This is a genomic window from Bacillus sp. SDLI1 (genome assembly GCF_001553895.1).
Taxonomy (GTDB): domain Bacteria; phylum Bacillota; class Bacilli; order Bacillales; family Bacillaceae; genus Bacillus; species Bacillus siamensis.
The window spans coordinates 2276373-2298920 of record NZ_CP013950.1; the positions used below are offsets into that span (position 1 = coordinate 2276373).

The window sequence follows — 22548 nt, forward strand, 5'->3', positions numbered from 1 at the left end:
GGCGAATGACAAGCAACCCATGATTATACTCTTGTATGAAGTGTGAAATAAAAAAGCTATACCCTACAACGTCAATTCGAATAAGAGACCACGGATGAAAGTATCCCCCATGACGTCTTCATCTTTTGTCAGGACAATGACTTTTATAGTCGGTAAAAAGCGACGGAACTGTTAATTGCAAAAAAGGCTGCCGGCACATCATCTATATCAACGGGAAGTATATCCTCCCGCCGATGCATATTAAAACAATGGATAAGAATGGCCATGTTTTATATTTGGGAAATTTATTGAAAACTTTAACTCCGGGGTTAAGGATTGGATGGATAGTGGGGCCGAACCAGGATATTAAAATGCAGATAGATTACGGGTCCAGTTCATTATCCCAAAGGGTTGCAGCGGGAGTGGTTTATATCCGATCAATATCAGCAACACTTAGAACATGATAATAAGTTCTTACAAACCATTCAGCAGTTTTTATATCTTTTAAGTATATTTTTCCTTCTTTAATTATTAGATGATCTAAGAAATGATCAACTTCCTCCATTGTGATGTTTTCGTACCGATACATATCTCTTAAGGTATAATCGATTCTGTCAGCGCATAACTCAGGAGCTGGCTGTTCGAGCAAATTCCAATTAGAGTTGTCTAATAGAATGTCTTTGTAATGTAATCCATATGTACTGAGAATATGGGGGATTTCTGAATCAGTTATGATTTGATGATAAATGTTTTCGTGATAATCCTCATTTTTATTGTTAAACACAAAATCAATAACGTGTGAAAATGCAGTATGAGATACATCGTGAAGTAAACCTGCGATTTGTTCTTCTAAAGAGCCGCCCAATTTTTTTATGAGAAGCATTACGCCTATGGAATGTTCATACCTCGTGACATTCCACTTTTGATTCACAACATAACTTGCTCCTCCTTGGTAAACACCTTTTAGTCTTTGTACTGGATGACTGAAAATAAGCTCTTCAAGAATTCCATCTACAACATAATCGCCATAAATACTATCTGTTATCTTCATTTTCCTTACACCCCTTTTATGCGCCAAGCATGGCAAAGAAGCTGCAACCTATCGCATCATGGATTTTCTTCCTTTTAATATTGATATACTTAACATATCACAATTCTGAAAAATTCAGTTAAGCCTGATTTTATTTGCTTCCAAATAGATAAAACACACCCCGATGACTGTGACTGCTCCGCCTAAAAGAGAAATAAAGGCGGGGGCTTCGCCTATCCAAATCCAAGAAATGAGTAAGGATAAAGCGGGTGTTGCGTAAAGTGAAATGGCTGCTTCTGAAGCGCCGACGATTGAAGTGACGTATGCAAGTGCAAAGTATGGGATAACCGTTGGTAATAGGCCTAAGTAAACGACAGACCATGTAGAATTCATCGATGCGTGAACAACCTCTCCCCATAACCCCGGAAGAAATACCAGCATTGGCAATGTTGCACCCCAAATGGTGAATGTCACAAATGGAATAAAACCATACTTTTTTATAAAGCGGGATTGAAAGACAAAATAGATACTCTCTGAAAAAGCAGCCAGCAAAATGAAAAGAATGCCTTTTATTGAATGAGCATAGTCTGCTGCCCCAAATGAAATTAATGCTACACCCAATAAGCTAATGATAGATCCGGCCCATTTGGGAAGACCGAAATGTTCACCAAAAAACAGACGAGATAACATTGCAGAAAAAATCGGTGTCATGGTTACGAGTAAGCTTGCAACTCCAGCACTGACTGTTTTTTCTCCGATATTCAGCAAAATGTGATAGAGTGTAAAACCTAAAAATCCTAAAGATAAAATCGCAGGGATATCCTTTATGTCAGGTAAACGCATATGAGTCAAAACAGCAAAAACCAACAGTGCCATTGACCCAATCAACAAGCGAAACAAAGCGAGGTGTTCCGGCGTGTAACTCTCAAGACCCGCATGGATTCCCGGAAAAGCTGATGCCCACAATCCAATCATCAGACTGTAAGATATACAGATTCGAACCGTATTCTTTTTCAAAATTTCACTCCTTATCTGATAAAAACCAACCAGTTATTTAATGTGTTTTATACTAATAAAGATTTGATAAAATGGCTTCAACCAGTTAATCAAATGTTGACCCAACCACTTTTGGTAAAGGAGATCGCTTTTTATGAGTTTTACAGAGGGAAAAACGGTTAGAAAACGGCCGAAATACTTACAGATCATTGATTATATAAAAGAGAAAATAGGAAATGGAGAATGGCCGATTGGAAGTAAGATTCCAAGCCAGCGCACGCTCGCTAAACACTTTGAGGTAAACAGAAGCACAGTCATTACAGCTTTAGAGGAATTGACGGCGGATGGATTAATCGAAGGCAGAATGGGTAAAGGGACAGTTGTTATCAATAATACATGGACACTTTTAGCTAAAAATTCCTCCCCAGATTGGGATCAGTATGTAAACTCCGGAATTCAGCAGCCAAGCAGAAGAATCGTCCAAGAAATCAATACATCAGAATCAAATCCGGAACTTATTCAGCTCAGCAAAGGGGAGCTTTCAAATGAGATTTTTCCTTTGGCTGTTATGAAAGACATAATGGGAAAGGTCTCTCAAAACATAGAGGCATTCGGATATGAGGAACCAAAAGGATATCTGCCTTTGAGAGAAGCATTAAGCGGCTATTTAAGAACAATCGGGATTCAAGCTTCGCCTTCTTCGATTCTTATTGTTTCTGGAGCGCTGCAGGCCTTACAGCTTATATCAATGGGGCTTTTGCAAAGAGGATCGACCGTATTTCTCGATCAGCCGTCTTATCTTTATTCGCTGCACGTATTTCAGTCAGCCGGGATGAATCTTACCGGGCTCCCTATGGATAAAGAGGGACTTCTGCCAAACCACATTCATATGACAAAGGGAGAACGGGGAAGAGCCATATTATATACAAATCCCTGTTTTCATAATCCAACCGGCATTTTAATGTCAGAACGGCGGCGGGAAGAAATCCTTACGGCAAGTGAGAAAAACCAGCTGCCCATTATTGAAGATGATATATATCGTGAGCTGTGGATAGATAACATCCCGCCGGCGCCTATTAAAACAATGGATAAGAATGGCCATGTTTTATATTTGGGAAGTTTATCGAAAACGTTAAGTCCGGGATTGAGAATTGGATGGATGGTGGGGCCGGAACCAGTGATTGAACGTTTATCTGATATTAAAATGCAGACAGATTACGGCTCCAGTTCATTATCTCAAAGGGTTGCGGCGGAGTGGCTGATATCCGGGGAATATCAGCAGCACTTAGACTATGTGAGACATCAATTAAAGATGAGAAGGCGACATGTGACGATTGCTTTGGAAACCTATATGAAGAATGCGGCTCAATGGAGTATTCCAGAGGGGGGATTTTTTATTTGGTTAAAAATAATCCCTTCAATATCTATGAAATTACTTTATAAAAAAGCTTTAGCAAAGGGAATTCTGCTTAATCTCGGCAGTATCTATGCTCAAGAAAAAGGAAATTATATTCGCCTGTCATATGCTTACGCATCCTTGGAAGACCTTCAAAAGGGAATTTATGAATTGGGTTTGATTATTGGGGAATTGGCAAGCAGATAAATTTAAAAGACAGCAGCATGCCGGAATTCAAACTGCATGGTTCGTTTTAAACTTGGCGAATCGGGATGAAGTGAGTGACAAGGCAGAGATAGATAAGAAAGTTTAAGGGAGATCAGAATATTCTAATCTCCTTTAACTACGGTCAATCTTGCATCCGGCCGTTTGTTATTCGGTTAAGCCAACTCTTTTGTCATTAAGACATGCGGGATACCGTCTTCCATAAATTCCGGTGAATCTGTCTGATAGCCCAGTTTGTGATAAAAGCCTTCCGCTTGTGTTTGTCCATGCAGTTTACATTGGGTGATGCCTTTTTCTTTTATCATGTTTTCTAATTCTCTTATGATGACTTTGCCCAACCCGTATTTGCGGTAAGGCTTCAGGATGCAGATTCGTTCGAGCTTGCCTGAATGGTTTACGATGCGGACGCGTCCTGTGCCGGCAGGCTGATTTTCATGATAAACCAAGACATGCCCGCACTGTTCCTGAAGCGTATCAAATTGATCAAACTCATCGGATTCGGGTACTTGCTGTTCCTCAATGAATACTGTTTTTCTAATCTCGAGCGCTGCTTGTAAATCAATTTCCGTCGTTATTCTTTTTATCCTCATCATTAACCAATCCTTTTCACATATTAGTCTGGACTGCACGGCTTGCTTGTGGTCTTATAGAAGTAACGATAAAACAATTATATTGTAAATGCAACAAAAATACGAAGGGTTTGAAAAGATATGACTGATATTTTGCGGGAAATCGGCATGATTGCACGGGCATTGGATTCCATCAGCAATATTGAATTTAAAGAATTAGACTTAACAAAAGGGCAGTATCTCTATCTTGTTCGTATATGTGAAAACCCGGGAATGATACAGGAAAAATTGGCGGAAATGATTAAAGTCGACCGAACAACAGCGGCGAGAGCGATAAAAAAACTGGAAATACAAGGGTTTATTGAAAAACGTCCTGATGATCAAAATAAAAAAATAAAAAAACTGTTCCCGACCGAAAAAGGAAGAAAGGTTTATCCGTTATTGCAAAGAGAAGGAGAGCACTCTGCGGAAGTAGCCTTGGCCGGCTTTACGTCTGAAGAAAAAGAAACCATTTTCAGCCTTCTACAGCGGGTGAGAAAAAATATAGAACATGATTGGGAATATGTGAAGAAGGGAAACAAAAGGGATTACTAAAGGATAATAATTCCTTTTGCTGTGTGATTGTATTTTGAATGATTAAAGCCGTAAATGGATACTTTATCTGTAAAATCACTTTCCTCGGCACCTGCTTCACAATCGGCCGATAGGCTTGTTTGTAACGAAAAGTATCAATTATGGTATATTTAAATTAGACAAAAATAATTGAAGCGGGGAATGATATGAATACAATCGAAAAACAAAAACGTAAGAAATCCAAAGCAAAATCCATCGTACGGGCCATCATGGTCATCATCGGCGGAATCATTGCCGCGTATGGGCTGGAAACCGTATTGATTCCGAATAGTGTATCTGACGGCGGGGTGACCGGACTCAGCATTGTCGGTTCACAGCTGTTTCATTTGCCTCTAGGGATCTTAATTGCGGTGATCAATATACCGTTTGTCTGGTTGGGATATAAGCAAATCGGGAAAGGTTTTGCGTTTCTATCCATTATCGGCATTATCTCACTTGCCGCGGGTACAAGCTTTTTCCATCACACGCCGGCTATCATCGAGGGAGACACTCTGTTAATCACCGTTGTCGGCGGGATTATTATCGGCTTGGGAATGGGCTTGGCATTGCGCAACGGCGGCGCATTAGACGGAATTGATATGCTGGCCGTGCTGCTGTCACGGAAATTGCCGTTCGGCACGAGCGACCTCATTTTATTTTTAAACATTTTTGTGTTTATTTTTGTTTCTTTTGTATTCGGGCTGCAAGGTGCTTTGCTTTCCGTGATTGCTTACTATATTGCGTCTAAGGTGATTCATGTGGTTGAGGAAGGCTTAAGCGGTTCGAAAACATTTCAGATTATCACCAACGAGCCTGCATTAATGGTCGAAACCATTCGTGAGGAATTAGGCCGAAGCGCTACGTATAAAGAAGCATACGGCGGTTTTTCTCATGAAAAATTCAAAGAAATCACATGTGTCATCAACCGTTTGGAAGAGACCAAACTGAAGGAAATTATTAATGACATTGATAAGCACGCCTTTGTAACGGTATATGATGTGGCTGAAGTAAAAGGCAGTAATTTCAGAAAAGTTCATAATCATTAAGAAGCGAGCTGCCGTTCACCGGCAGCTTTTTTTAAAAAGGAGAAAACACTTGCAAAAAAAGAATAACGGATGTATATTATTGATATATCAAACATTGACTGGTCAATTAATTGCGCAAAAGAAAGTAGGGATGGGTTTTGACAGCATGTTGTTCAGAGGAAGGCGAGATTTTATATCAGCTTCAATCACTGCATAAAGTAATCGGAGCGAAGTTTGAAGCGTGCACCGGAATCAGCCAATCCCGTCTTGAGCTTCTCGCCGTGCTCTTTCACGTCGACGAGATCAGTCAAAGCGATCTTCAGAAAAAGGTGAATATTGATGGTGCGGCTGTTACAAGACACTTGAAACAGCTTGAAACCAAAGAAATGGTCACAAGAAGGCGCAAACCTGAGGACAACCGCATTATACTTGTCCGGCTTACTGAACAGGGACGGGAGAGAATTGAGACTTCCAAAAAAGAGAAGGAGCGTTTCATAAAGGAAATGCTTGCCGGTGTCAGCGCGGAAGAGCGCAGTATGTTAAAAAACGTATTGTCGCAGATGCAGAATAATATAGAAAATATGAAAGCATAGGAGTGTATTACACATGGAAACAGAACTGAAAACAAACGACTTTATGGACATTATGAAAGGCCGCCGTTCCATTCGAAATTACGATCCGGCTGTAAAAATCAGCAAAGAAGAAATGACTCAAATCTTGGAAGAAGCAACGACAGCGCCGTCTTCAGTTAACGCGCAGCCATGGCGTTTCCTCGTCATTGACAGCCCTGAAGGAAAAGAAAAACTCGCGCCGCTCGCCAGCTTTAACCAAACGCAAGTCAGCACATCATCTGCGGTGATCGCGGTTTTCGCAGATATGAACAGTGATGACTATTTAGAAGAAATTTATTCAAAAGCGGTCGAACTGGGCTACATGCCGCAGGAAGTAAAAGACAGACAAATCGCTGCGCTGACGGCACACTTTGAAAAACTGCCGGAGCAAGTAAACCGTGAAACGATTCTGATTGACGGAGGCCTCGTTTCTATGCAGCTGATGCTTACGGCACGTGCGCACGGCTATGACACAAACCCGATCGGCGGCTACGACAAAGAAAAGATCGCCGAGGTTTTCGGAATGGATAAAGAGCGTTATGTACCGGTCATGCTGTTATCAATCGGAAAAGCGGCGGACGAAGGATATGCTTCCTACCGTCTTCCTATCGAAACCATCGCACAATGGAAATAAGGTTGAAGTGAAGCTGAGAGGAGAGAGACAGTGGACATGATTGCAGCTGTTTTCGTCGGAATTGTAGCTTTAGAACATATATTTATCATGATACTTGAAATGTTTTTTATCAATTCGAAGGCAGCTAAGCGGTCCTTCAAGTTGCCTAAGCATTTAGAAGGTGATCGGAATGTGGCGGTCATGTTTGCAAATCAAGGCCTGTATAATGGATTTCTGGCTGCCGGCCTCATTTGGGGGCTGATCCTCGAAGCTGATCCGATTGGCCATATGATTCAATTGTTTTTCGTCATCTGCGTGGTCATCGCTGCTCTTTTCGGCGGCTTTACTTCAAACAAATCAATTATCGTAAAACAAGGACTTCCGGCTGTTTTAGCGCTTATTTTTCTTTTAGCGGCGTAGCAGACGGAGTGAGGGCTTCCTTCTCGGAAGCCCTCTTTTTTTATTCTGTTTTGAAGAACAGGTTCGGCCGCCGATGCTTGCGCGCATCGGCTTTTTTTGTCAGGACGGCATTGTTCAGCCGAAATGTTCAATCACATGCTGTTTGAACGTTTCAGCAACAGGAGATAAAAATCTGCCTTCTATCCAGGCGATGCCGATCACGCGCTGGCATTTTGGCCAGCTGATGCGTATTTTTGAGAGGTTGCTTTGATCCAAGCCTTTTAAATCAGGCAGAATGGAAACGCCGAGACCGGAGGCCGTGAAGCCGGCCGCAGTTGCCGCCTCTTCACTTTCGAACATAATCTTCGGATGGATATCTGCCTGTTCAAATAGCTGATCAGCCGTCATACGGAGCGCATACCCCTCTTTCAGCAATATAAAAGGTTCTTCGGCGAGTTCGTCCAGGGTGACGGTTTCACGATGCGCCAGCCGATGTCCTTTCGGTACATATAAAAAGAGTTCCTCACTCCATAATTGCACCCATCGAATCGACTTTTCGGGTTTAGTGGATGCGAGAAGGCAGAGATCAAGCTTACCTTCTTTCAGCTGATCGAGCAGCCAATAGGAATGGTTTTGTCTTAATGTAATGCCGATTCCGGGGTGTTTTTTCCGGAAGGTCTTGATGACATCCGGAACGATGGCTGTCCCGAGTGTATGTAAAAATCCAAGAGATACTTCTCCTTGATCCGGCTGCAATAAAGCCTGAATTTCCTCTCGGCCGTCAGTATACTCTTTCATCATGGTCTGAACCCGTTTTAAAAACATTGCTCCGTATTTGTTCAATGTAATCGAACGGCCCTGTCTGTCAAACAGCGGGACGCCTAAGTGGTTTTCCAATCGGGAAATTGAGCGGGAGAGTGCGGGCTGTGAGATGGACAATAGCTTTGCGGCTTTTGTGACATGCTCAGTTTGTGCGAGCGTTTGGAAATATTCAAGCTGTTCCCATTCCATCAATGTCACCTCTTTCATTTTATTACTTATAGGCATTATAGATATATTTATTATGCATTATACATCATAAGGGGCAGGTGCCAGTATGGCAATGGCATATATGTACACAACCGAAAATCTCGGTTTTTTCTATTGATATCCTTCGTTGTGCTATGAGCCAGGGTGTTTCATTATTCTTTTGCTGAAAGTTTCCTTTCTGCTCATGAAAGACTAATAGATGGAGTGAACTCTGTTTTTAAGAGAGCTGATCGGCAAATATGGTATGATTTACATAATTAGGGAGCGGGGTTGCAGAAGATGAATTTGAAGAGGGCGTATTACTCTATTTTATACAGCCAGACCGCTATCAATTTAGGATTCTCACTTTATACAATGGCTGTTATCTTGTTTTTGTTTACAAAAACCGGTTCGACGGCGGCGGCTTCTCTCATGACGTTCGTCAGCATTGTCTTTCGCGTATTGGGAAGCGCCGTTTTGCCGCTGGTCACCGCCCGGTTCACGCTTCGGTCTTTGTTAATCGGTTCTCAATTGATACAGGTGACACTGTTAGTCTGTTTGTTTTATGTGATCCAAACCGGTTCATCCGCATTCTTTTTTCTGCTGTTTTGTCTGATCGGAGGGATTTCTTTTTGCAACGGCTGGTTCGCTCCGATAAAAAGCGCGCTGATTGGAGAAATCATTCCTCCTGATCAAAGGGCGAAGGCGAACGGCTTATTATCTGCGGCGGATCAGACCGTACAGTTTGCCGGATGGTCTCTGGGCGGCGTCATCATCTCGTTTTTGGGAGAAAGCTATACAATAATCATCACTGTCATGTTACTGGTTTCTTCGGTTTTGGGCATCATTCTGTTTCTTCAAGTACGCATGTGTGCGCCGGCAGCAGTCAGGGAACGTTCACTTTTTGCAGATGCGGCAAGCGGCTGGGTGTATTTATTTCAGCAGAAACAGCTGCGGGCCCTTATGGTGATGGATGTGATCGAATCGTGGGCAGGCATGATATGGATCGGATCTGTGTCCTTAACTTATGTGCATGACGTCCTTCAAAAAGGAGAAGCGTGGTGGGGATATGTGAACGGAGCCTATTATGCAGGTACGATGATCGGCGGATTGATCATCTATAGGTTATCCGGTAAGTTTCAGCGAAGCCTCATTCCGCTTATGCTGACGGGAGCCTTGGCATATGGAATGCTCACTTTTATTTATGGATTGACCAGCAGTGCCGTTCTGGCCCTTTTTCTGGTGCTGTGTATGGGGCCGGCTTGTGTATTAAGAGATCTGACGCAGGAAACCTTTCTTCAAAACATCACGACCGAACAGACACGAGTCAATATTTTAGCGGCGAGATCAGCATTAGTTCAGTTCATTTTTATGTTTTCCATTATCGGGACGGGGATGATCTCGGATGTATTCGGCGTGCGGTTTATTTATATAAGCGCGGGGATTCTTTTATTATTTTCAGCCTTTATCGGGTTTTCTCAGCTGCAAATGAAGAAAACGGTACAGAGCCGCATGTAGCGTGGTATAATGAGGAACGTACGTTCTGTATCGAGAGAGGAGAGGGTTTTGTGGGACATCTGGCACTGCAATTGTATGATTATCATCTTTGGGCAAATCAGCAAATATTCACCCGGCTTAAAGAGCTTCCGGAGGATGTGTACCGTAAAGAGATTCAAAGTGTCTTTCCGTCGATAGCCGGTGTATTGACTCATGTGTATCTGTCGGATAAGGGGTGGTTTGATGTGTTCTCCGGAGAGCGTCTGGAGGATACGCTGAAATCAGCTGAACAGCAAAAAGAGGACATCTTGTCTAAAGAGATAGAAGAGCTGGAAGATCTATTTTTGGAATTGTCAGACCGATATCAACTATTTTTGCAAAAGGAGGAAAATATCAATCTCTCCCTTGAAATAGAGCATCCGTCAGGTGACATCATGAAAACCACGGCGGCCGATATGATTCTCCATGTTGTGAACCACGGAACGTATCATCGCGGGAATATAACAGCCATGCTCAGACAGATGGGGTATGCTTCTGTGCCGACGGATTACGGTATTTATTTATATATAAACAAAAAGTAAACAAGACAGCCAAGTCGGCTGCCTTGTTATATCCGTAAAAAGCCAAATCATATGATTTGGCTTTTTCGTTTGCTAAGACATGTTCTGCAAACGTTCTAAACTGTTTTTCCAATTCGCTTCAAGCGCTGCAAGGGCAGCGGCGTCATCCTGCTGTTCTAATGCGTGAATGATAGCAGCGTGTTCATTGTATGATCTGGTCAATGCATCATCTTCGCTGAAATAGCGGATCTCCATTCTCTGGATTTTCACCTTCAGGCCCGCAAGCAATTTGCAGAGTTCGGCATTGTCTGTAAGCAGAATGATGCGATGGTGAAATGCATTATCCGCTTCCAGAATGGCCATTTTATCGCCGGCTTTCACCGTTTGAAGCAGCTCTTCATTAAGCTGTTTCAATTCCTGAATCACTGCAGCGTCCATATGCGGGAGGGCTTGCTGCAGGGCGAGTTTTTCAAGCGTCCAGACAATGGAATACAAGTTTTCCGCTTCTTTTAACTCAATCGGAGCGACAAGCGTCCATCTGTTTGCCTTTGTCATGACCAAGCCGTCATCTTCCAAGCGCAATAAGGCTTCCCGTATCGGAGTGCGGCTGATTCCCAATGTTTCCGACAGTTCCTTGTCCTTTAACTTTGTTTCAGGTTTGAGCCTGCCTGTTATGATCCAGTTTCTGAGCGTGTGATACACTTCGTCCCGCATGATGGTTCTTTTCAGCACAGGTTCTTTGTTTTGATTATCCAATGGAACACCTCATGAATCGTAGTATACATACAAGCATTTTAACACAGTCTGAACGCCGGTTAGAAATGAAGAGAGATCTAAGGTTGAATTGAACCGAGATGCTTTATCTCAATATGCTGAAAGTCAGCGGAACCGCCTTCAGAATAGAGCGTGATTCCCTGATCTTCGGGTTTTGGAAACACTTCATTTGTGAGAACGGTTTTTCCGTCATCTGCAAATACTTCAATACTCGTTTTATCCACGAGAATTTTCAGATGAACGCGCCCTTTTTTTCCGTCAAATGGTGCTTTGCTTTCAGTATATGTCCCGGTTTTATCAGGCTGATCTGTAAATGATCTGTTCACATAGGCACAGCCGTCTTCTGCTGAAATACCGACATCAATATGCCGCTTTTGGTCTGCTGATTCTCTGAGTCTGACGCCTGCATTTTTGATATCAGACCAAGAGATATCCATGTCAAGCTGATACGTATCACCCTTGATCGGCAGTGTTTCAGAACCGTTCACCTGTTTGTCTTCAGTGCCGTCCGTTGAAGAGGTTAATTGGTTCAATGCTTCAACCGGCTCTGACATCAGGCTGTAGGTGCCGCCGTCCTGCTGCTGAAGGCGGATTTCACGAACGATAGAATCCGTGCCGTTAAAGCCGTTCTTTAGTGTCGGTGTTTCATTCGGATAATCCCAATTGTTCATCCATGCCAGCGCATAGCGTTTTGTCAGCGGATCTTTGCTATTGCCGTCCTCAAATGTGACGCCCCCGTACCAGTCAAACCCGTAATCGAGCCATTGCGGCTCCGCTTGATCGGCAGTAAATTCTTTTCCGTCAAAGTTTCCGGTCCAATAAGCGTACGTATTCGGTTTGCCCTGAGGTTTGCCGTTTGCGCTTGCGCCGAGAATCCACATGGCCGTTCCGTCATCTGCACGCATCATATAAAGGTCAGGGCATTCGATGAGGCCGATCTGCTGGGTAATAAAACCGCCCGTGTAATGCCAATTCTTTAAATCGGGTGATTCATAAAAGCCGATTTTTTCGCCCTCGGCCATGGCCATCACCCATTTATTATCCTGTTCATCCCAAATCACCTTCGGGTCCCGGAAATCTTTAGTGCCCGGGTTTTTCATGACGGGCTGATCACTATAGGATGTAAATGTTTTTCCTTTATCCGTGCTGTACCATAAATATTGTTCTTGTGCTTCGGTTTTGGCCGTCGGCTGCGTTGTGATGGCGACCAGTGCGTTTTTGCCGAAGCCTGCCGTGTTGTGTTTATCAATGACGACAGAACCGGACCATATATCGCCGTTTGGGTTGGTGTATTTCGGAATAGCCGTGCCTTCGTCCGTCCAGTGCACCAAGTCCTCTGATACAGCGTGCCGCCATTCAGTGCCGTTGCCGTTCGGATAATCCCGATTATAAAGATAATAGTAATGATATTTCCCATCGAAAAAAACGGGTTTTTGAGGGTCGTTTTTCCATTTGTCCGGGGTTGTGAAATGATATGCCGCCCGGTAATCCGGTTTATTCTTCGTGTTTGTTTTAGAGGAATTGTTGCTTTTGTCCGGCAGTAAGCCGACAAACAGGAACGCACCCAGAATGATCAATATTGCAATGGGCCATTTTCGTGCCATGATTGAATTCACCATCTTGTTTAGAAATAAAAGAAAATGCCAATGAAATATCGGCATTTTCTTTTTATTATGATTAGTTGTTAACCGTAAGCTGTCCTTGTTCAAGGATGCTGTTTTTGACAACGGATGTTTTCTTGCCTTTGATGTTCATTAAGAAGCTTGGCGCAAAAGTTGCTTTTTTATCCTCAAAGAAGCCTCTGTTTGTCATGTAGCTTGTGATCACGACATTGTTGCCTTTGGCTTGAGGCACTGCAAAGTGAGAGTATGTGAATGTCACATCGTTAGGATCAAGACCCATTTGCAGTACAAGACCTGTTTTGTTAAGCGGCTTGTAAGGACCTGTTAAAGAGTTTGATACATAACCAAGCATGTAAATATCGTTTGAATTAATACCGTCGATCGTCATTTTTGAACCGCGTGAATCAGTGAACAAGTACCATTTGCCGTTCATTTTGAAAACGTTCGCGCGCTCGATTTCATCAGTTACCGTGTTTGAAGTGATCAGCGGCTTCATGACTTTTTTCAATGTGTAGTCATTATTTAACTCTATCATACCGAGGGCGCCGTTCGCTAATTCAGCATCGCGTTTTTTAGCACTCTGCTGAAGCTTCTGGCTTTCTTTACGGAAGAAGTTCGTGCTGCCGCCGTAGTACGCTTTGTTAAATAAAGATTCTTCGCCTTGGTATCCGTTATCTGTTCCTGTGTTGGCTTCGAATACAAGGTATTTATGGCCTTTGTCTTCAACGTAGTGAGGGTCTCTCAGCGTATGGTTGTCGCCGGATGTATAGTTGCCTTCATCGATAAACTGCTGAACGTTCTGATATGTTTTTCCGTCGCCGTCAAAAATCGTTTTGTGGTCTTCCACTCCGTTGATGTTGAGCGTGCTATCGGATTTTGACACATTTACCTGCGCCGTTGTAATACTTTGTTTGCCGTAATGTTTACCGGAAAAGTCAGTGTAGAATAAACGGATTTTTCCGTCAGAAGTAAGGGTGGCAGAACCGGACCATTCTTGTGTCTGATCTTTCAGGATTTCATCGTTGGCGTCGAACTTATCGCTGTCTTTAAAGACACGGCCCGCGTTTTTCCAGCTGTCGATCGAGTTGTCGCCGACCTTTTGATAAAACATGTAGATTGATGTGTCATCAGCGTCTTTCGGGCTTCCAGCAAGAGCAAACACGACGTGATAGCCGTTGTATTCAGCTACTGTTCCGTCAGCGTTTTGGAGCGGCCAGCTGTCCCACACATCCAGTCCTTTTGCAGATTCAATATTTTTAATCGTTGATTGATCGAATTGAGGCACTTGGTATTTTTCGTCTTGCTGCTGTTTAGGGATCTGCAGCATATCATGGCGTGTGATATGAGAGACGCCGTACGTTTCTTTGTAAGGTTTTTGGGTATTTTCTTTCGCGAAGGCTTGAGTCGCTCCCCCTGCCAGAAGTGCAGTCGTAAAAGTTAGAACTGTGGCTCGTTTTGCAAATTTTTTGATGTTCATGTCCATGTCTCCTTTTGTATGTACTTTGTTGCGATCTGCCGATTCGATCCTCCCGCATTCATGGATGGCAGGTTTGTTACAGAAAAAAAGACCTAAAATATGCCAGGGGTGACGCCAAAGAATACACTTTGCCCTTAACACATTTTAGGTCTTGCCTGCTTTATCAGTAACAATCCTGCGTGATTTACTTGTCGACATCATTCTATTCGACTCTGAATCTATTGACAACTGGTCTAATTTCCTCTTTTGGAAGATAGTAAAATGAAAAAAGACCCTTTAATATATGGGTAATTGAGACTAAGGGATGCTCCAGGCCTAGGAAAAAACCTCTCTAAAAAAAGAGAGGTTATTTTTTCTTGATAGATAATAAAGCGATGGTGGCTAAAATCAATAAAGTACCCAGCCATTCTGATAGTCCGAAGGGAACATGCAGCCAGATCACTGCTAAAAAAGCTGCCGACAGCGGCTCCGCACAGGCGAACAGGCTGGTTTCAGAGGCACTCAGATATTTCAGGCTTTCCAAGTAGCAATAAAAAGCGATGAGCGTTCCGAAAATGATGATAAATACAATCGCGGCATATGCGGATAATGACCATTGGCCTTCAAATTTCCAAGGCGGCCGGACTAAGCTGAGAGCGGCCCCGCCGATCAGCATGCCCCATCCGACGATAATGGCCGATCCCCATTTCTTCAAAAGCCGATGCGGCTGAAGAGTGTAAAACGCCAGCGCAAAGGCTGAGCTGATACCCCAAAACACGGCCAGGCCGGATATGGACAGGCTGCCGGCATTCCCGTGCGTGACCAAAATAAATGTGCCTGCAGCCGCTAATAAGACGGCGAGCAGTTCTTTCGCTGAAGGCATTCTCTTTGCGCGGATCGCTAAAAAGCATGTAATAATGGCCGGCCCTAAATATTGGAGAACGGTAGCGGTGGCCGCATTGCCGTACTCAATTGCCGCGAAATAGGTGTATTGAACGCCTAACATTCCGAAAATCCCGAATAAAAGAAGAGGAACCTTGTCCCGTCTGTCTTTCCAAACAGCCCATATGCGTCCTTTTTCTTTGCGGTACGCGATTCCGAGCAGAAGCGCCCCTGAAAGCAGCAGCCGTACAGAGGTCAGCCATTCTGTATTAAAATGGCGGTCCTGAAACAGATACTGGGCAACTGTTCCTGAGACCCCCCATAAGATAGCTCCTGTAAGCACAAGCCAAATTCCTGTTGTTCGTGAATAGGAAAGAGCAGCGTGTTTCTCCAGTGTAGAACCCCCCTTTGCTGTATTGATTTACAATTAATAGAAAACGCCTTTCATGTGATATATTATATATTACATATCAAAACGCGTCAAAGCGATTTTTTTAGTTAGCGCTTACAAAAAAGGTCGTAAAAAAAACACCCCGACGGGTTCCCGGGGCGTTTTGGTTATTCTGCAATCGCGTCTGTTAAAACAGGAACGACTTGTTTCTTTCTGGATACGACGCCTTTTAAAAGAGCCGTGTTGTTTTCTAAAGTGACATTGAATGCTTTTTCCACTTTTGACGCCTGATCGCCGATGGCAAGCGCAAGGGAATCGTTTTCCAAAATGTCCGTAATCACGAGAAGGAACAGATCAAGGTTTTTCTCAGCAATGACTTTTGAAAGGGCCGCTTCTAATTCCGGCTGACGCTTTTTGACATCTTCAATATCAACTGTGTTGACTTGGGCGATTTCGACTTTTTTGCTGCCGAGCGTGAACTCTTTCGCATCAAGGGAAATCAGCTCTTCCACCGTTTTTTTGCTTAAGTCGGCGCCTGCTTTCAGCATGTTTAAGCCGTACTCTTCCGCATCTACGCCGGCAATTTCAGCAAGCTCTTTTGCCGCCGCGATATCCTGCTCTGTGCAAGTCGGAGATTTAAATAAAAGTGAGTCGGAAATAATCGCTGACAGCATAAGACCGGCAATTTCTTTCTCGATTTTCACGTTATTTTCTTTGTACATTTTGTTTAAGATCGTAGCCGTACAGCCGACCGGCTCTGCACGATAGTAAAGAGGTTCCGCCGTTTCGAAGTTGGCGATACGGTGATGGTCAATGACTTCAAGAACCTGAACGTCTTCAATATCCTTGATGCTTTGCTGGCGTTCATTGTGGTCAACAAGGATGACGCCGTTTACTTCGTTTGCGGCTGTTTCCACGAGACGCGGGCTCTCCTGCTTGAAATAATCAAGAGCGTATTGTGTTTCGCCGTTGACTTGTCCTAGGCGGACAGGCTCAGCATTGAAGCCGAGTTTATTTTTTAGATCAGCGTAGGCAATGGCAGAGCAAATGGTATCTGTGTCTGGGTTTTGATGTCCGAAAATAAGAATTTTTTCCATAATAACTCCTTGTCCTTTTTTGTAGTGTAAACAATCTTTTTATAGTTTAACACGTCTTGCGGAGGGTGTAATCTTCAAAACCTTAAAAATTGATGTGAAAAAGAAGCATTTTTGTTGAGAGTGGGAGCAGATTGCGAGTAAAATACTGGGTAAGTCAGATGCTAATCAGCATGTAGTATCAAAAAAGGTACTATGGAGGATGAATTATGAACATATATCCGAATAAAGAAGGTTGCCCGGTTGAGCTGACACTTTCCGTTATCGGCGGAAAGTGGAAGGGTATTTTGTTTTATCATATGATCAGCGGAAAAAAGCGGTTTAATGAGTTTCGGCGCATCTGTCCCAGTATTACGCAGCGTATGCTGACGCTTCAGCTTCGGGAGCTTGAGGCGGACGGCATCGTGCATCGTGAAGTGTATCAGCAGGTGCCCCCAAAGGTTGAGTATTCACTCACAGAATTCGGCAGGTCGCTTGAACCGATCGTGCTGCAAATGAAGAAATGGGGAGACGCCAACCGGGAATTTCTCGAATCATACCGGGAAAAAACGTCGGCTCAAGATCAGTCCGCTCAAAAATAAGAAGCAGCAAAGGATGAGATTCCCTGCTGCTTTTTTTTATTTCATCGCAATGGCTTTTCTGGCGTTGCGGACGTCGTTTTTCAGCAATTCGCTCAAGTTATAAGCCGGATATTGACCGCGTTCTTCCATATACTCAAAGACCATTTGGTGCCACTTGATGGCCGCGTTTAAGTGCTTGACGAAGACGATTCTTAATTGAGGTGTGGCTGTTTCTGTAATGGCTCCGGCGTAATTGCGGACAGATGTTTTGGCCATGCTCAGCAGCCCGCCGCTGTAAAAGGAGGAATCAGCCCGCTCTTCTGTCTCATCTTCACGAAAGCCGGGGGCTTCAGGGAAGAAGGGAAGCAGTTCACGCAGATTTTGTTCCAGCGAATGGATGGAAAATCTGTAAAGCTGTTTTAATCTGGCATCGCTTACTTCGCGTTCCGTTCTTTTTAATTTCACAAGCCCGTTTGCCTGGAAAGCCACTAACTCGTGCAGTTCTAACGTTTCATGCCATGCTAATGTTCTCCGCTCAGTCATGGTGTGAGAATCTCCTTTATCCTTCATTTTCACTATCAGCATATGCCCCGGTGCTGATGTTGTTCCTGATGTTTTGAAGTTTCCAGAAAGGGAAACTCAATGTAAAGGAAATACGAAACAGAGGTGAAACTATATGTGGGACATGATAAAGAACTTCTTCCTTTTCAGCAGCGGTGTTTTACAGGCAACCACTCTCTTACTTATCGTTATCGTCTTGTTATTTGTACGGAAAACCAAAAAGAAAAACAGAGATACTTCTGGTTTCATGGACGATCAGGATCATTGATACAACGGGCATTCTTTCACTAGGATGTCCGTTTGTCTGTTTTCATGTTTCACATGGAACATTGGAGCCGTCTGCGCTCATTTTACTTACGATTTTGACTTATGTTAGAATAAATACGTGTATTTTGGAGAGTTTATGGAAAATTCAGGTCTTGGAAGAGACATTGCGGCGTCAAAAGAGCAGTCGTCTAAGCTGCTCTTTTCTATTCGTATGTTCTGAATGATACAAGGTTTGAGGTGAGTAAGTGAAGAATACAAGGGCTCTAATAGAAGGCGCCATTTTGATCAGTATTTTTGCAATCATTTCCCTTTTGGTCGTGTATCTCCCTTTACTGGGGGCGATTCTTCTCTTTGCTTTGCCGTTGCCGATCATTCTTTACACCATTCGGCACGGTCTGAAGCCGGGGATATGGATGGGCCTTGCCAGCCTCCCGGTCAGTTTTATTGTGAGTTCGTTTGCCGGGCTTACAGGCGCGTTTACGGCGGCCTGTACGGGGGTCGCTATGGGATATTACTTTAAAAAGAAACAGCCCGGTTATGCGGTTGCGGCCGGCGCTATTGCGTGTATGCTGTGCGGTGTCGTTATTTTTGTGTTCAGCATCGTGTTTCTTAATATGAACGTGGTTGATAACACGATGTCCCAGCTTCGAGAGTCGCTGTCTTTAGCAGAAACCATGTCAAAACAGCTGGGTTACGGAGATCAGTTCGGGAAGCAGACTAAGCTGATGGAAAGTCAGCTGAGCACGCTTCAATATCTTTTTCCGACTGCGCTTATATTGACCAGCATTGTTTCTGCTTTCCTCAGTTATGCTATGGCAAGGCCGTTTTTAAGGCGGTTTTTCCCTGATCTTCCGAAGATGAAGCCTTTTAGAGAGCTCAGACTCCCGCAAGTCGTTGTTATTTTGTACTTTGTTGTGACGATATTAGGGTTTCTGCATTTAGAAAAAGGGCATATGATGTATTCGGTTTCATTGAATGGGGGATATATTCTCAGCTTGCTGATTTGTATTCAAGGATTAGCGTTTATTTTTTTCTATTTCCATGAGATGGAGATGCCAAAAGCGGTTCCTGTATTAGCGATTGTGCTGGGTGTGCTTTTTCCGCTTATCATGTCCGTGTATCTCCTCTTAGGCATCATTGACATAGGCTTTAACATAAGAAATAAGGTGACGCGAAATTGAGTGTGACTTACAGGTGGGGAGTTGATAGAAATGCCTAGTTTTTATGAAAAGCCGTTGTTTCGGTATCCCATCTATGCATTGATTGCATTGTCAATCATCGTAATCCTCATCAGCATTTACTTTAACTGGCTGATAGGAGCCGTCGGTGTTGTGCTGCTCGCCGTGATCTTGTTTTTCATTAAGCGTGCGGATTCTTTGATCAGAAGAGAAATTGACAACTATATTTCCACGCTATCCTATAGATTGAAAAAAGTAGGCGAAGAGGCATTAATGGAAATGCCTATCGGGATTATGCTGTTTAATGATCAATATTACATTGAGTGGGCGAATCCGTTTTTGTCTTCCTGCTTTAATGAAAGCACGCTCGTCGGGCGCTCGCTGTATGACACATGTGAGGCCGTCGTGCCGCTGATCAAGCAGGAGGTCGATTCGGAAACGATCACCTTGAATGAGCGGAAGTTTAAAGTGGTGATTAAAAGAGATGAGCGCCTGCTTTATTTCTTTGATGTGACGGAACAGATTCAGATTGAAAAGCAGTACGAAAATGAGAGAACCGTGCTGGCATATGTCTTTTTAGATAACTACGATGATGTCACACAGGGGCTGGATGACCAGACGAGAAGCACGATGAACAGCCAGGTCACCTCATTATTAAATGCGTGGGCGCAAGAGTACGGCATTTTCCTGAAGCGGACGTCCTCGGAACGGTTTATCGCGGTGTTAAATGAACACATATTAACAGAGCTTGAAAACGCGAAATTTTCGATTTTGGATGAAATCCGTGAAAAAACATCCGTTCACACTGTATCTTTGACCCTCAGCATCGGGATCGGCGCATCGGTTTCTTCCTTGAAGGAGCTTGGAGATCTGGCGCAGTCCAGCCTCGATTTGGCTCTCGGCCGCGGAGGCGACCAAGTGGCGATCAAAATGCCGAACGGCAAGGTGAAATTTTACGGCGGCAAAACGAATCCGATGGAGAAGCGCACAAGGGTGCGCGCCCGGGTGATTTCCCACGCGCTCAAGGAAATTGTCTCAGAAAGCAGCAATGTCATTATTATGGGTCACAAATTTCCTGATATGGACGCAGTCGGAGCCGCAATCGGAATATTAAAGGTGGCGCAGGCCAATGGCAAGGAAGGCTACATCGTCATTGATCCGAATCAGATCGGATCAAGTGTTCAGCGCCTGATTGAAGAAATTAAAAAATACGAAGAGCTGTGGTCGCGGTTTATCACGCCGGAAGAGGCGATGGAAATTTCCAATGATGACACGCTGCTTGTCGTCGTGGATACACATAAACCGTCCTTTGTGATGGAAGAGCGTCTCGTGAACAAAATCGAGCACATCGTTGTGATTGACCATCACCGAAGAGGCGAGGAATTTATTAAAGACCCGCTGCTCGTTTATATGGAGCCATACGCTTCATCCACCGCAGAACTCGTGACGGAGCTGCTTGAGTATCAGCCGAAGCGGCTCAAAATCAATATGATTGAAGCGACAGCCCTGTTAGCTGGTATAATAGTGGATACGAAGAGCTTTTCCCTTCGCACGGGCTCGCGGACGTTCGACGCCGCTTCTTATTTGAGAGCGAAAGGCGCAGACACGGTTCTGGTGCAGAAAGTCCTCAAAGAATCAGTCGGTTCTTATATTAAGCGGGCGAAGCTGATCCAGCATACAGCTCTTTATAAAGAAAATATCGCGATTGCTTCTCTTCCTGAAAATGAAGAGGAGTACTTTGACCAAGTGCTGATTGCGCAGGCTGCTGATTCCCTCTTGTCGATGAGTGAAGTGGAAGCTTCATTTGCCGTAGCCAGACGGGATGAGCATACGGTGTGCATCAGTGCGAGATCGCTTGGCGAGGTCAATGTGCAGATTATTATGGAGGCGCTGGACGGCGGAGGGCATTTAACCAATGCGGCAACCCAGTTATCAGGCATTTCTGTTTCAGAAGCGCTTGTCCGGCTGAAGGAAGCCATTGATGAATATTTTGAGGGAGGCGTTCAGAGATGAAGATTATTTTCTTACAAGATGTAAAAGGTAAAGGGAAAAAAGGCGAAATGAAAAACGTAGCAGACGGTTATGCACATAACTTTCTCATTAAAAAAGGCCTCGCTGTCGAAGCAAATGCGACAAACATCAGCGCATTGAACGGACAGAAAGAAAAAGAGAAAAAAGAAGCGATTGCAGAGCTTGAAAGAGCGAAAGATTTAAAAGAAACGCTTGAACAGCTGACTGTTGAGCTGAGTGCCAAATCCGGTGAAGGCGGCCGCCTGTTCGGATCTGTCACAAGCAAGCAGATTGCAGAAGCGCTGCAAAAGTCGCACAAGATTAAAGTGGATAAGCGGAAACTGGAACTCCAGGACGGTATCCGCACACTGGGATATACAAACGTTCCTGTAAAGCTGCATCCTGAAGTTCAGGCTGTGCTGAAGGTTCACGTAAAAGAAGAAGCGTAATATATAATAGAAAAACCCGCCGATCCGGCGGGTTTTTTTATGTCAGCATAAGACGCGGTGTAAGAAAATGATGAGAATGTTTCATGTCCGATGCTTATCAGATTGCATATGATATTACAACATAACGAAGGATGTGTCGGTATGATGCGATTTTTTTCTGAAACATATTTTAATGATCCGGAAAATAAAAAGACGCTGGAACACTATCCGCTGATCGGGAACGGAAAAGACGGGGAAGTCTATCGCTTAACACACAACAAATGCTTAAAGTATTTCTTTGAAATAGAGACATGCGGGAAGGAATTGGCAGCTTTGCAAATCGGACAAGGTTCCCCGGTGATTCCAAGACTGTATGAATACGGAGATCGTTATATTGTGATGGAATATGTTCAAGGCACCTCCCTTGCCCGCCATGTTAAAACAGAAAAATCCATTTCCGAAAAACTGGCGGGTGATATTTTAAATATGCTGGATGAATTAAAGAAAATCGGTTTTACCAGATGGGACGCTGAAATCAGGCACATTCTGATCAACGAACACGGTAATCTAAAAGTCGTCGATCATAAAAGAGCCTTTTCCGCTATTGCCCGCTTTCCTGTAAAACTATTAAAAGGATTGAACCAATACGGCCTGGCAGATGAGTTTTTGAACACCATAAAAAAATTAAATCCGTCACGTTACCTGGAATGGCAGCTGTACATGTAAGTTTCTGAAAATCCGCACATGTAAGTTTCCTTTTTTTGGGGTCGTCATATGATACTTGTAACAATTGTTTGGTGGAGTG

At 43.8% G+C, this 22548-nt stretch carries 23 protein-coding genes and 2 pseudogenes; 15 read left to right on the plus strand and 10 right to left on the minus strand.

What is annotated here, in order from left to right; genetic code table 11:
• Positions 1–224: 224 nt before the first annotated feature.
• Positions 225–438, plus strand: a pseudogene (locus AUL54_RS21725) (PLP-dependent aminotransferase family protein); the annotation flags it as partial.
• A gap of 4 nt (positions 439–442) precedes the next feature.
• Here the strand turns inward: AUL54_RS21725 and AUL54_RS10930 are convergent.
• Together AUL54_RS10930 and AUL54_RS10935 are read right to left on the minus strand one after the other, a co-directional pair.
• Positions 443–1030, minus strand: a pseudogene (locus AUL54_RS10930) (HD domain-containing protein); the annotation flags it as partial.
• Positions 1031–1144: 114 nt separating this feature from the next.
• Positions 1145–2026 carry a DMT family transporter gene (locus tag AUL54_RS10935; protein ID WP_060963814.1) on the minus strand — a complete coding sequence of 294 codons (882 nt, stop codon included), beginning with the start codon at positions 2024–2026 and terminating at the stop codon, positions 1145–1147.
• A gap of 133 nt (positions 2027–2159) precedes the next feature.
• Between AUL54_RS10935 and pdxR the strand changes: the two genes are divergently transcribed.
• Positions 2160–3608, plus strand: coding sequence for a MocR-like pyridoxine biosynthesis transcription factor PdxR (pdxR, locus tag AUL54_RS10940; protein ID WP_060963815.1), 1449 nt, complete (start codon positions 2160–2162; stop codon positions 3606–3608).
• A 173-nt stretch (positions 3609–3781) separates the two neighbouring features.
• Here pdxR and AUL54_RS10945 read toward each other — a convergent pair whose 3' ends face one another.
• Positions 3782–4216, minus strand: a complete 435-nt coding sequence (locus AUL54_RS10945; RefSeq protein ID WP_060963816.1) for a GNAT family N-acetyltransferase — start codon at positions 4214–4216, stop codon at positions 3782–3784.
• Between the two features lie 120 nt (positions 4217–4336).
• Here AUL54_RS10945 and AUL54_RS10950 point away from each other — a divergent pair, with 120 nt between their 5' ends.
• The 5 genes from AUL54_RS10950 to AUL54_RS10970 all read left to right on the plus strand — a co-directional run bounded on the left by AUL54_RS10950 (position 4337) and on the right by AUL54_RS10970 (position 7476).
• Positions 4337–4789 carry a MarR family winged helix-turn-helix transcriptional regulator gene (locus tag AUL54_RS10950; protein ID WP_045925748.1) on the plus strand — a complete coding sequence of 151 codons (453 nt, stop codon included), beginning with the start codon at positions 4337–4339 and terminating at the stop codon, positions 4787–4789.
• Between the two features lie 185 nt (positions 4790–4974).
• Positions 4975–5853 carry a YitT family protein gene (locus tag AUL54_RS10955; protein ID WP_060963817.1) on the plus strand — a complete coding sequence of 293 codons (879 nt, stop codon included), beginning with the start codon at positions 4975–4977 and terminating at the stop codon, positions 5851–5853.
• 137 nt (positions 5854–5990) lie between these two features.
• Positions 5991–6425, plus strand: a complete 435-nt coding sequence (locus AUL54_RS10960; RefSeq protein ID WP_016937339.1) for a MarR family winged helix-turn-helix transcriptional regulator — start codon at positions 5991–5993, stop codon at positions 6423–6425.
• 13 nt (positions 6426–6438) lie between these two features.
• Positions 6439–7077, plus strand: a complete 639-nt coding sequence (locus tag AUL54_RS10965; protein ID WP_060963818.1) for a nitroreductase family protein — start codon at positions 6439–6441, stop codon at positions 7075–7077.
• A gap of 30 nt (positions 7078–7107) precedes the next feature.
• Positions 7108–7476 (plus strand): DUF1304 domain-containing protein, encoded by a 369-nt coding sequence (locus tag AUL54_RS10970; RefSeq protein ID WP_060963819.1) that lies wholly within the window; start codon positions 7108–7110, stop codon positions 7474–7476.
• A 114-nt stretch (positions 7477–7590) separates the two neighbouring features.
• Here AUL54_RS10970 and AUL54_RS10975 read toward each other — a convergent pair whose 3' ends face one another.
• Positions 7591–8466, minus strand: a complete 876-nt coding sequence (locus tag AUL54_RS10975; protein ID WP_060963820.1) for a LysR family transcriptional regulator — start codon at positions 8464–8466, stop codon at positions 7591–7593.
• A gap of 297 nt (positions 8467–8763) precedes the next feature.
• Between AUL54_RS10975 and AUL54_RS10980 the strand changes: the two genes are divergently transcribed.
• Together AUL54_RS10980 and AUL54_RS10985 are read left to right on the plus strand one after the other, a co-directional pair.
• Positions 8764–9981: an MFS transporter gene (locus AUL54_RS10980; RefSeq protein ID WP_060963821.1), complete on the plus strand. Its 1218-nt coding sequence runs from the start codon at positions 8764–8766 to the stop codon at positions 9979–9981.
• Positions 9982–10031: 50 nt separating this feature from the next.
• Positions 10032–10541, plus strand: a complete 510-nt coding sequence (locus tag AUL54_RS10985; protein ID WP_060963822.1) for a DinB family protein — start codon at positions 10032–10034, stop codon at positions 10539–10541.
• A 72-nt stretch (positions 10542–10613) separates the two neighbouring features.
• Here AUL54_RS10985 and AUL54_RS10990 read toward each other — a convergent pair whose 3' ends face one another.
• From AUL54_RS10990 to AUL54_RS11010, 5 genes are all read right to left on the minus strand, one after another.
• Positions 10614–11276: a GntR family transcriptional regulator gene (locus AUL54_RS10990; protein WP_060963823.1), complete on the minus strand. Its 663-nt coding sequence runs from the start codon at positions 11274–11276 to the stop codon at positions 10614–10616.
• A gap of 77 nt (positions 11277–11353) precedes the next feature.
• Positions 11354–12910, minus strand: a complete 1557-nt coding sequence (locus AUL54_RS10995; protein WP_420913146.1) for a glycoside hydrolase family 32 protein — start codon at positions 12908–12910, stop codon at positions 11354–11356.
• Between the two features lie 61 nt (positions 12911–12971).
• A complete protein-coding gene (locus tag AUL54_RS11000) occupies positions 12972–14393 on the minus strand; it encodes a glycoside hydrolase family 68 protein (RefSeq protein WP_060963825.1) in 1422 nt (473 codons plus the stop codon).
• Positions 14394–14739: 346 nt separating this feature from the next.
• Positions 14740–15675 (minus strand): DMT family transporter, encoded by a 936-nt coding sequence (locus AUL54_RS11005; RefSeq protein ID WP_420913156.1) that lies wholly within the window; start codon positions 15673–15675, stop codon positions 14740–14742.
• A 137-nt stretch (positions 15676–15812) separates the two neighbouring features.
• Complete coding sequence (locus tag AUL54_RS11010; protein WP_004393053.1) at positions 15813–16742, minus strand: manganese-dependent inorganic pyrophosphatase; 930 nt, start codon at positions 16740–16742, stop codon at positions 15813–15815.
• Positions 16743–16948: 206 nt separating this feature from the next.
• Between AUL54_RS11010 and AUL54_RS11015 the strand changes: the two genes are divergently transcribed.
• Complete coding sequence (locus tag AUL54_RS11015; RefSeq protein ID WP_060963827.1) at positions 16949–17320, plus strand: winged helix-turn-helix transcriptional regulator; 372 nt, start codon at positions 16949–16951, stop codon at positions 17318–17320.
• 36 nt (positions 17321–17356) lie between these two features.
• Here AUL54_RS11015 and AUL54_RS11020 read toward each other — a convergent pair whose 3' ends face one another.
• Positions 17357–17842 carry a spore coat protein gene (locus AUL54_RS11020; RefSeq protein WP_016937355.1) on the minus strand — a complete coding sequence of 162 codons (486 nt, stop codon included), beginning with the start codon at positions 17840–17842 and terminating at the stop codon, positions 17357–17359.
• Between the two features lie 133 nt (positions 17843–17975).
• Here AUL54_RS11020 and AUL54_RS21190 point away from each other — a divergent pair, with 133 nt between their 5' ends.
• The 5 genes from AUL54_RS21190 to AUL54_RS11040 all read left to right on the plus strand — a co-directional run bounded on the left by AUL54_RS21190 (position 17976) and on the right by AUL54_RS11040 (position 22469).
• Positions 17976–18128 carry a hypothetical protein gene (locus AUL54_RS21190; protein ID WP_016937356.1) on the plus strand — a complete coding sequence of 51 codons (153 nt, stop codon included), beginning with the start codon at positions 17976–17978 and terminating at the stop codon, positions 18126–18128.
• Between the two features lie 244 nt (positions 18129–18372).
• A complete protein-coding gene (locus tag AUL54_RS11025) occupies positions 18373–19308 on the plus strand; it encodes a YybS family protein (RefSeq protein ID WP_060963828.1) in 936 nt (311 codons plus the stop codon).
• Between the two features lie 30 nt (positions 19309–19338).
• Entirely contained in the window at positions 19339–21318 is a 1980-nt protein-coding gene (locus tag AUL54_RS11030; RefSeq protein WP_045925622.1) for a DHH family phosphoesterase, read from the plus strand.
• The gene (rplI, locus tag AUL54_RS11035) at positions 21315–21764 is read left to right on the plus strand and encodes a 50S ribosomal protein L9 (RefSeq protein WP_060963829.1); all 450 of its coding nucleotides are present in this window, start codon (positions 21315–21317) and stop codon (positions 21762–21764) included. The genes AUL54_RS11030 and rplI overlap by 4 nt, the downstream gene beginning before the upstream one ends.
• 141 nt (positions 21765–21905) lie before the next feature.
• Positions 21906–22469 carry a hypothetical protein gene (locus tag AUL54_RS11040; RefSeq protein WP_060963830.1) on the plus strand — a complete coding sequence of 188 codons (564 nt, stop codon included), beginning with the start codon at positions 21906–21908 and terminating at the stop codon, positions 22467–22469.
• Positions 22470–22548: the final 79 nt, after the last annotated feature.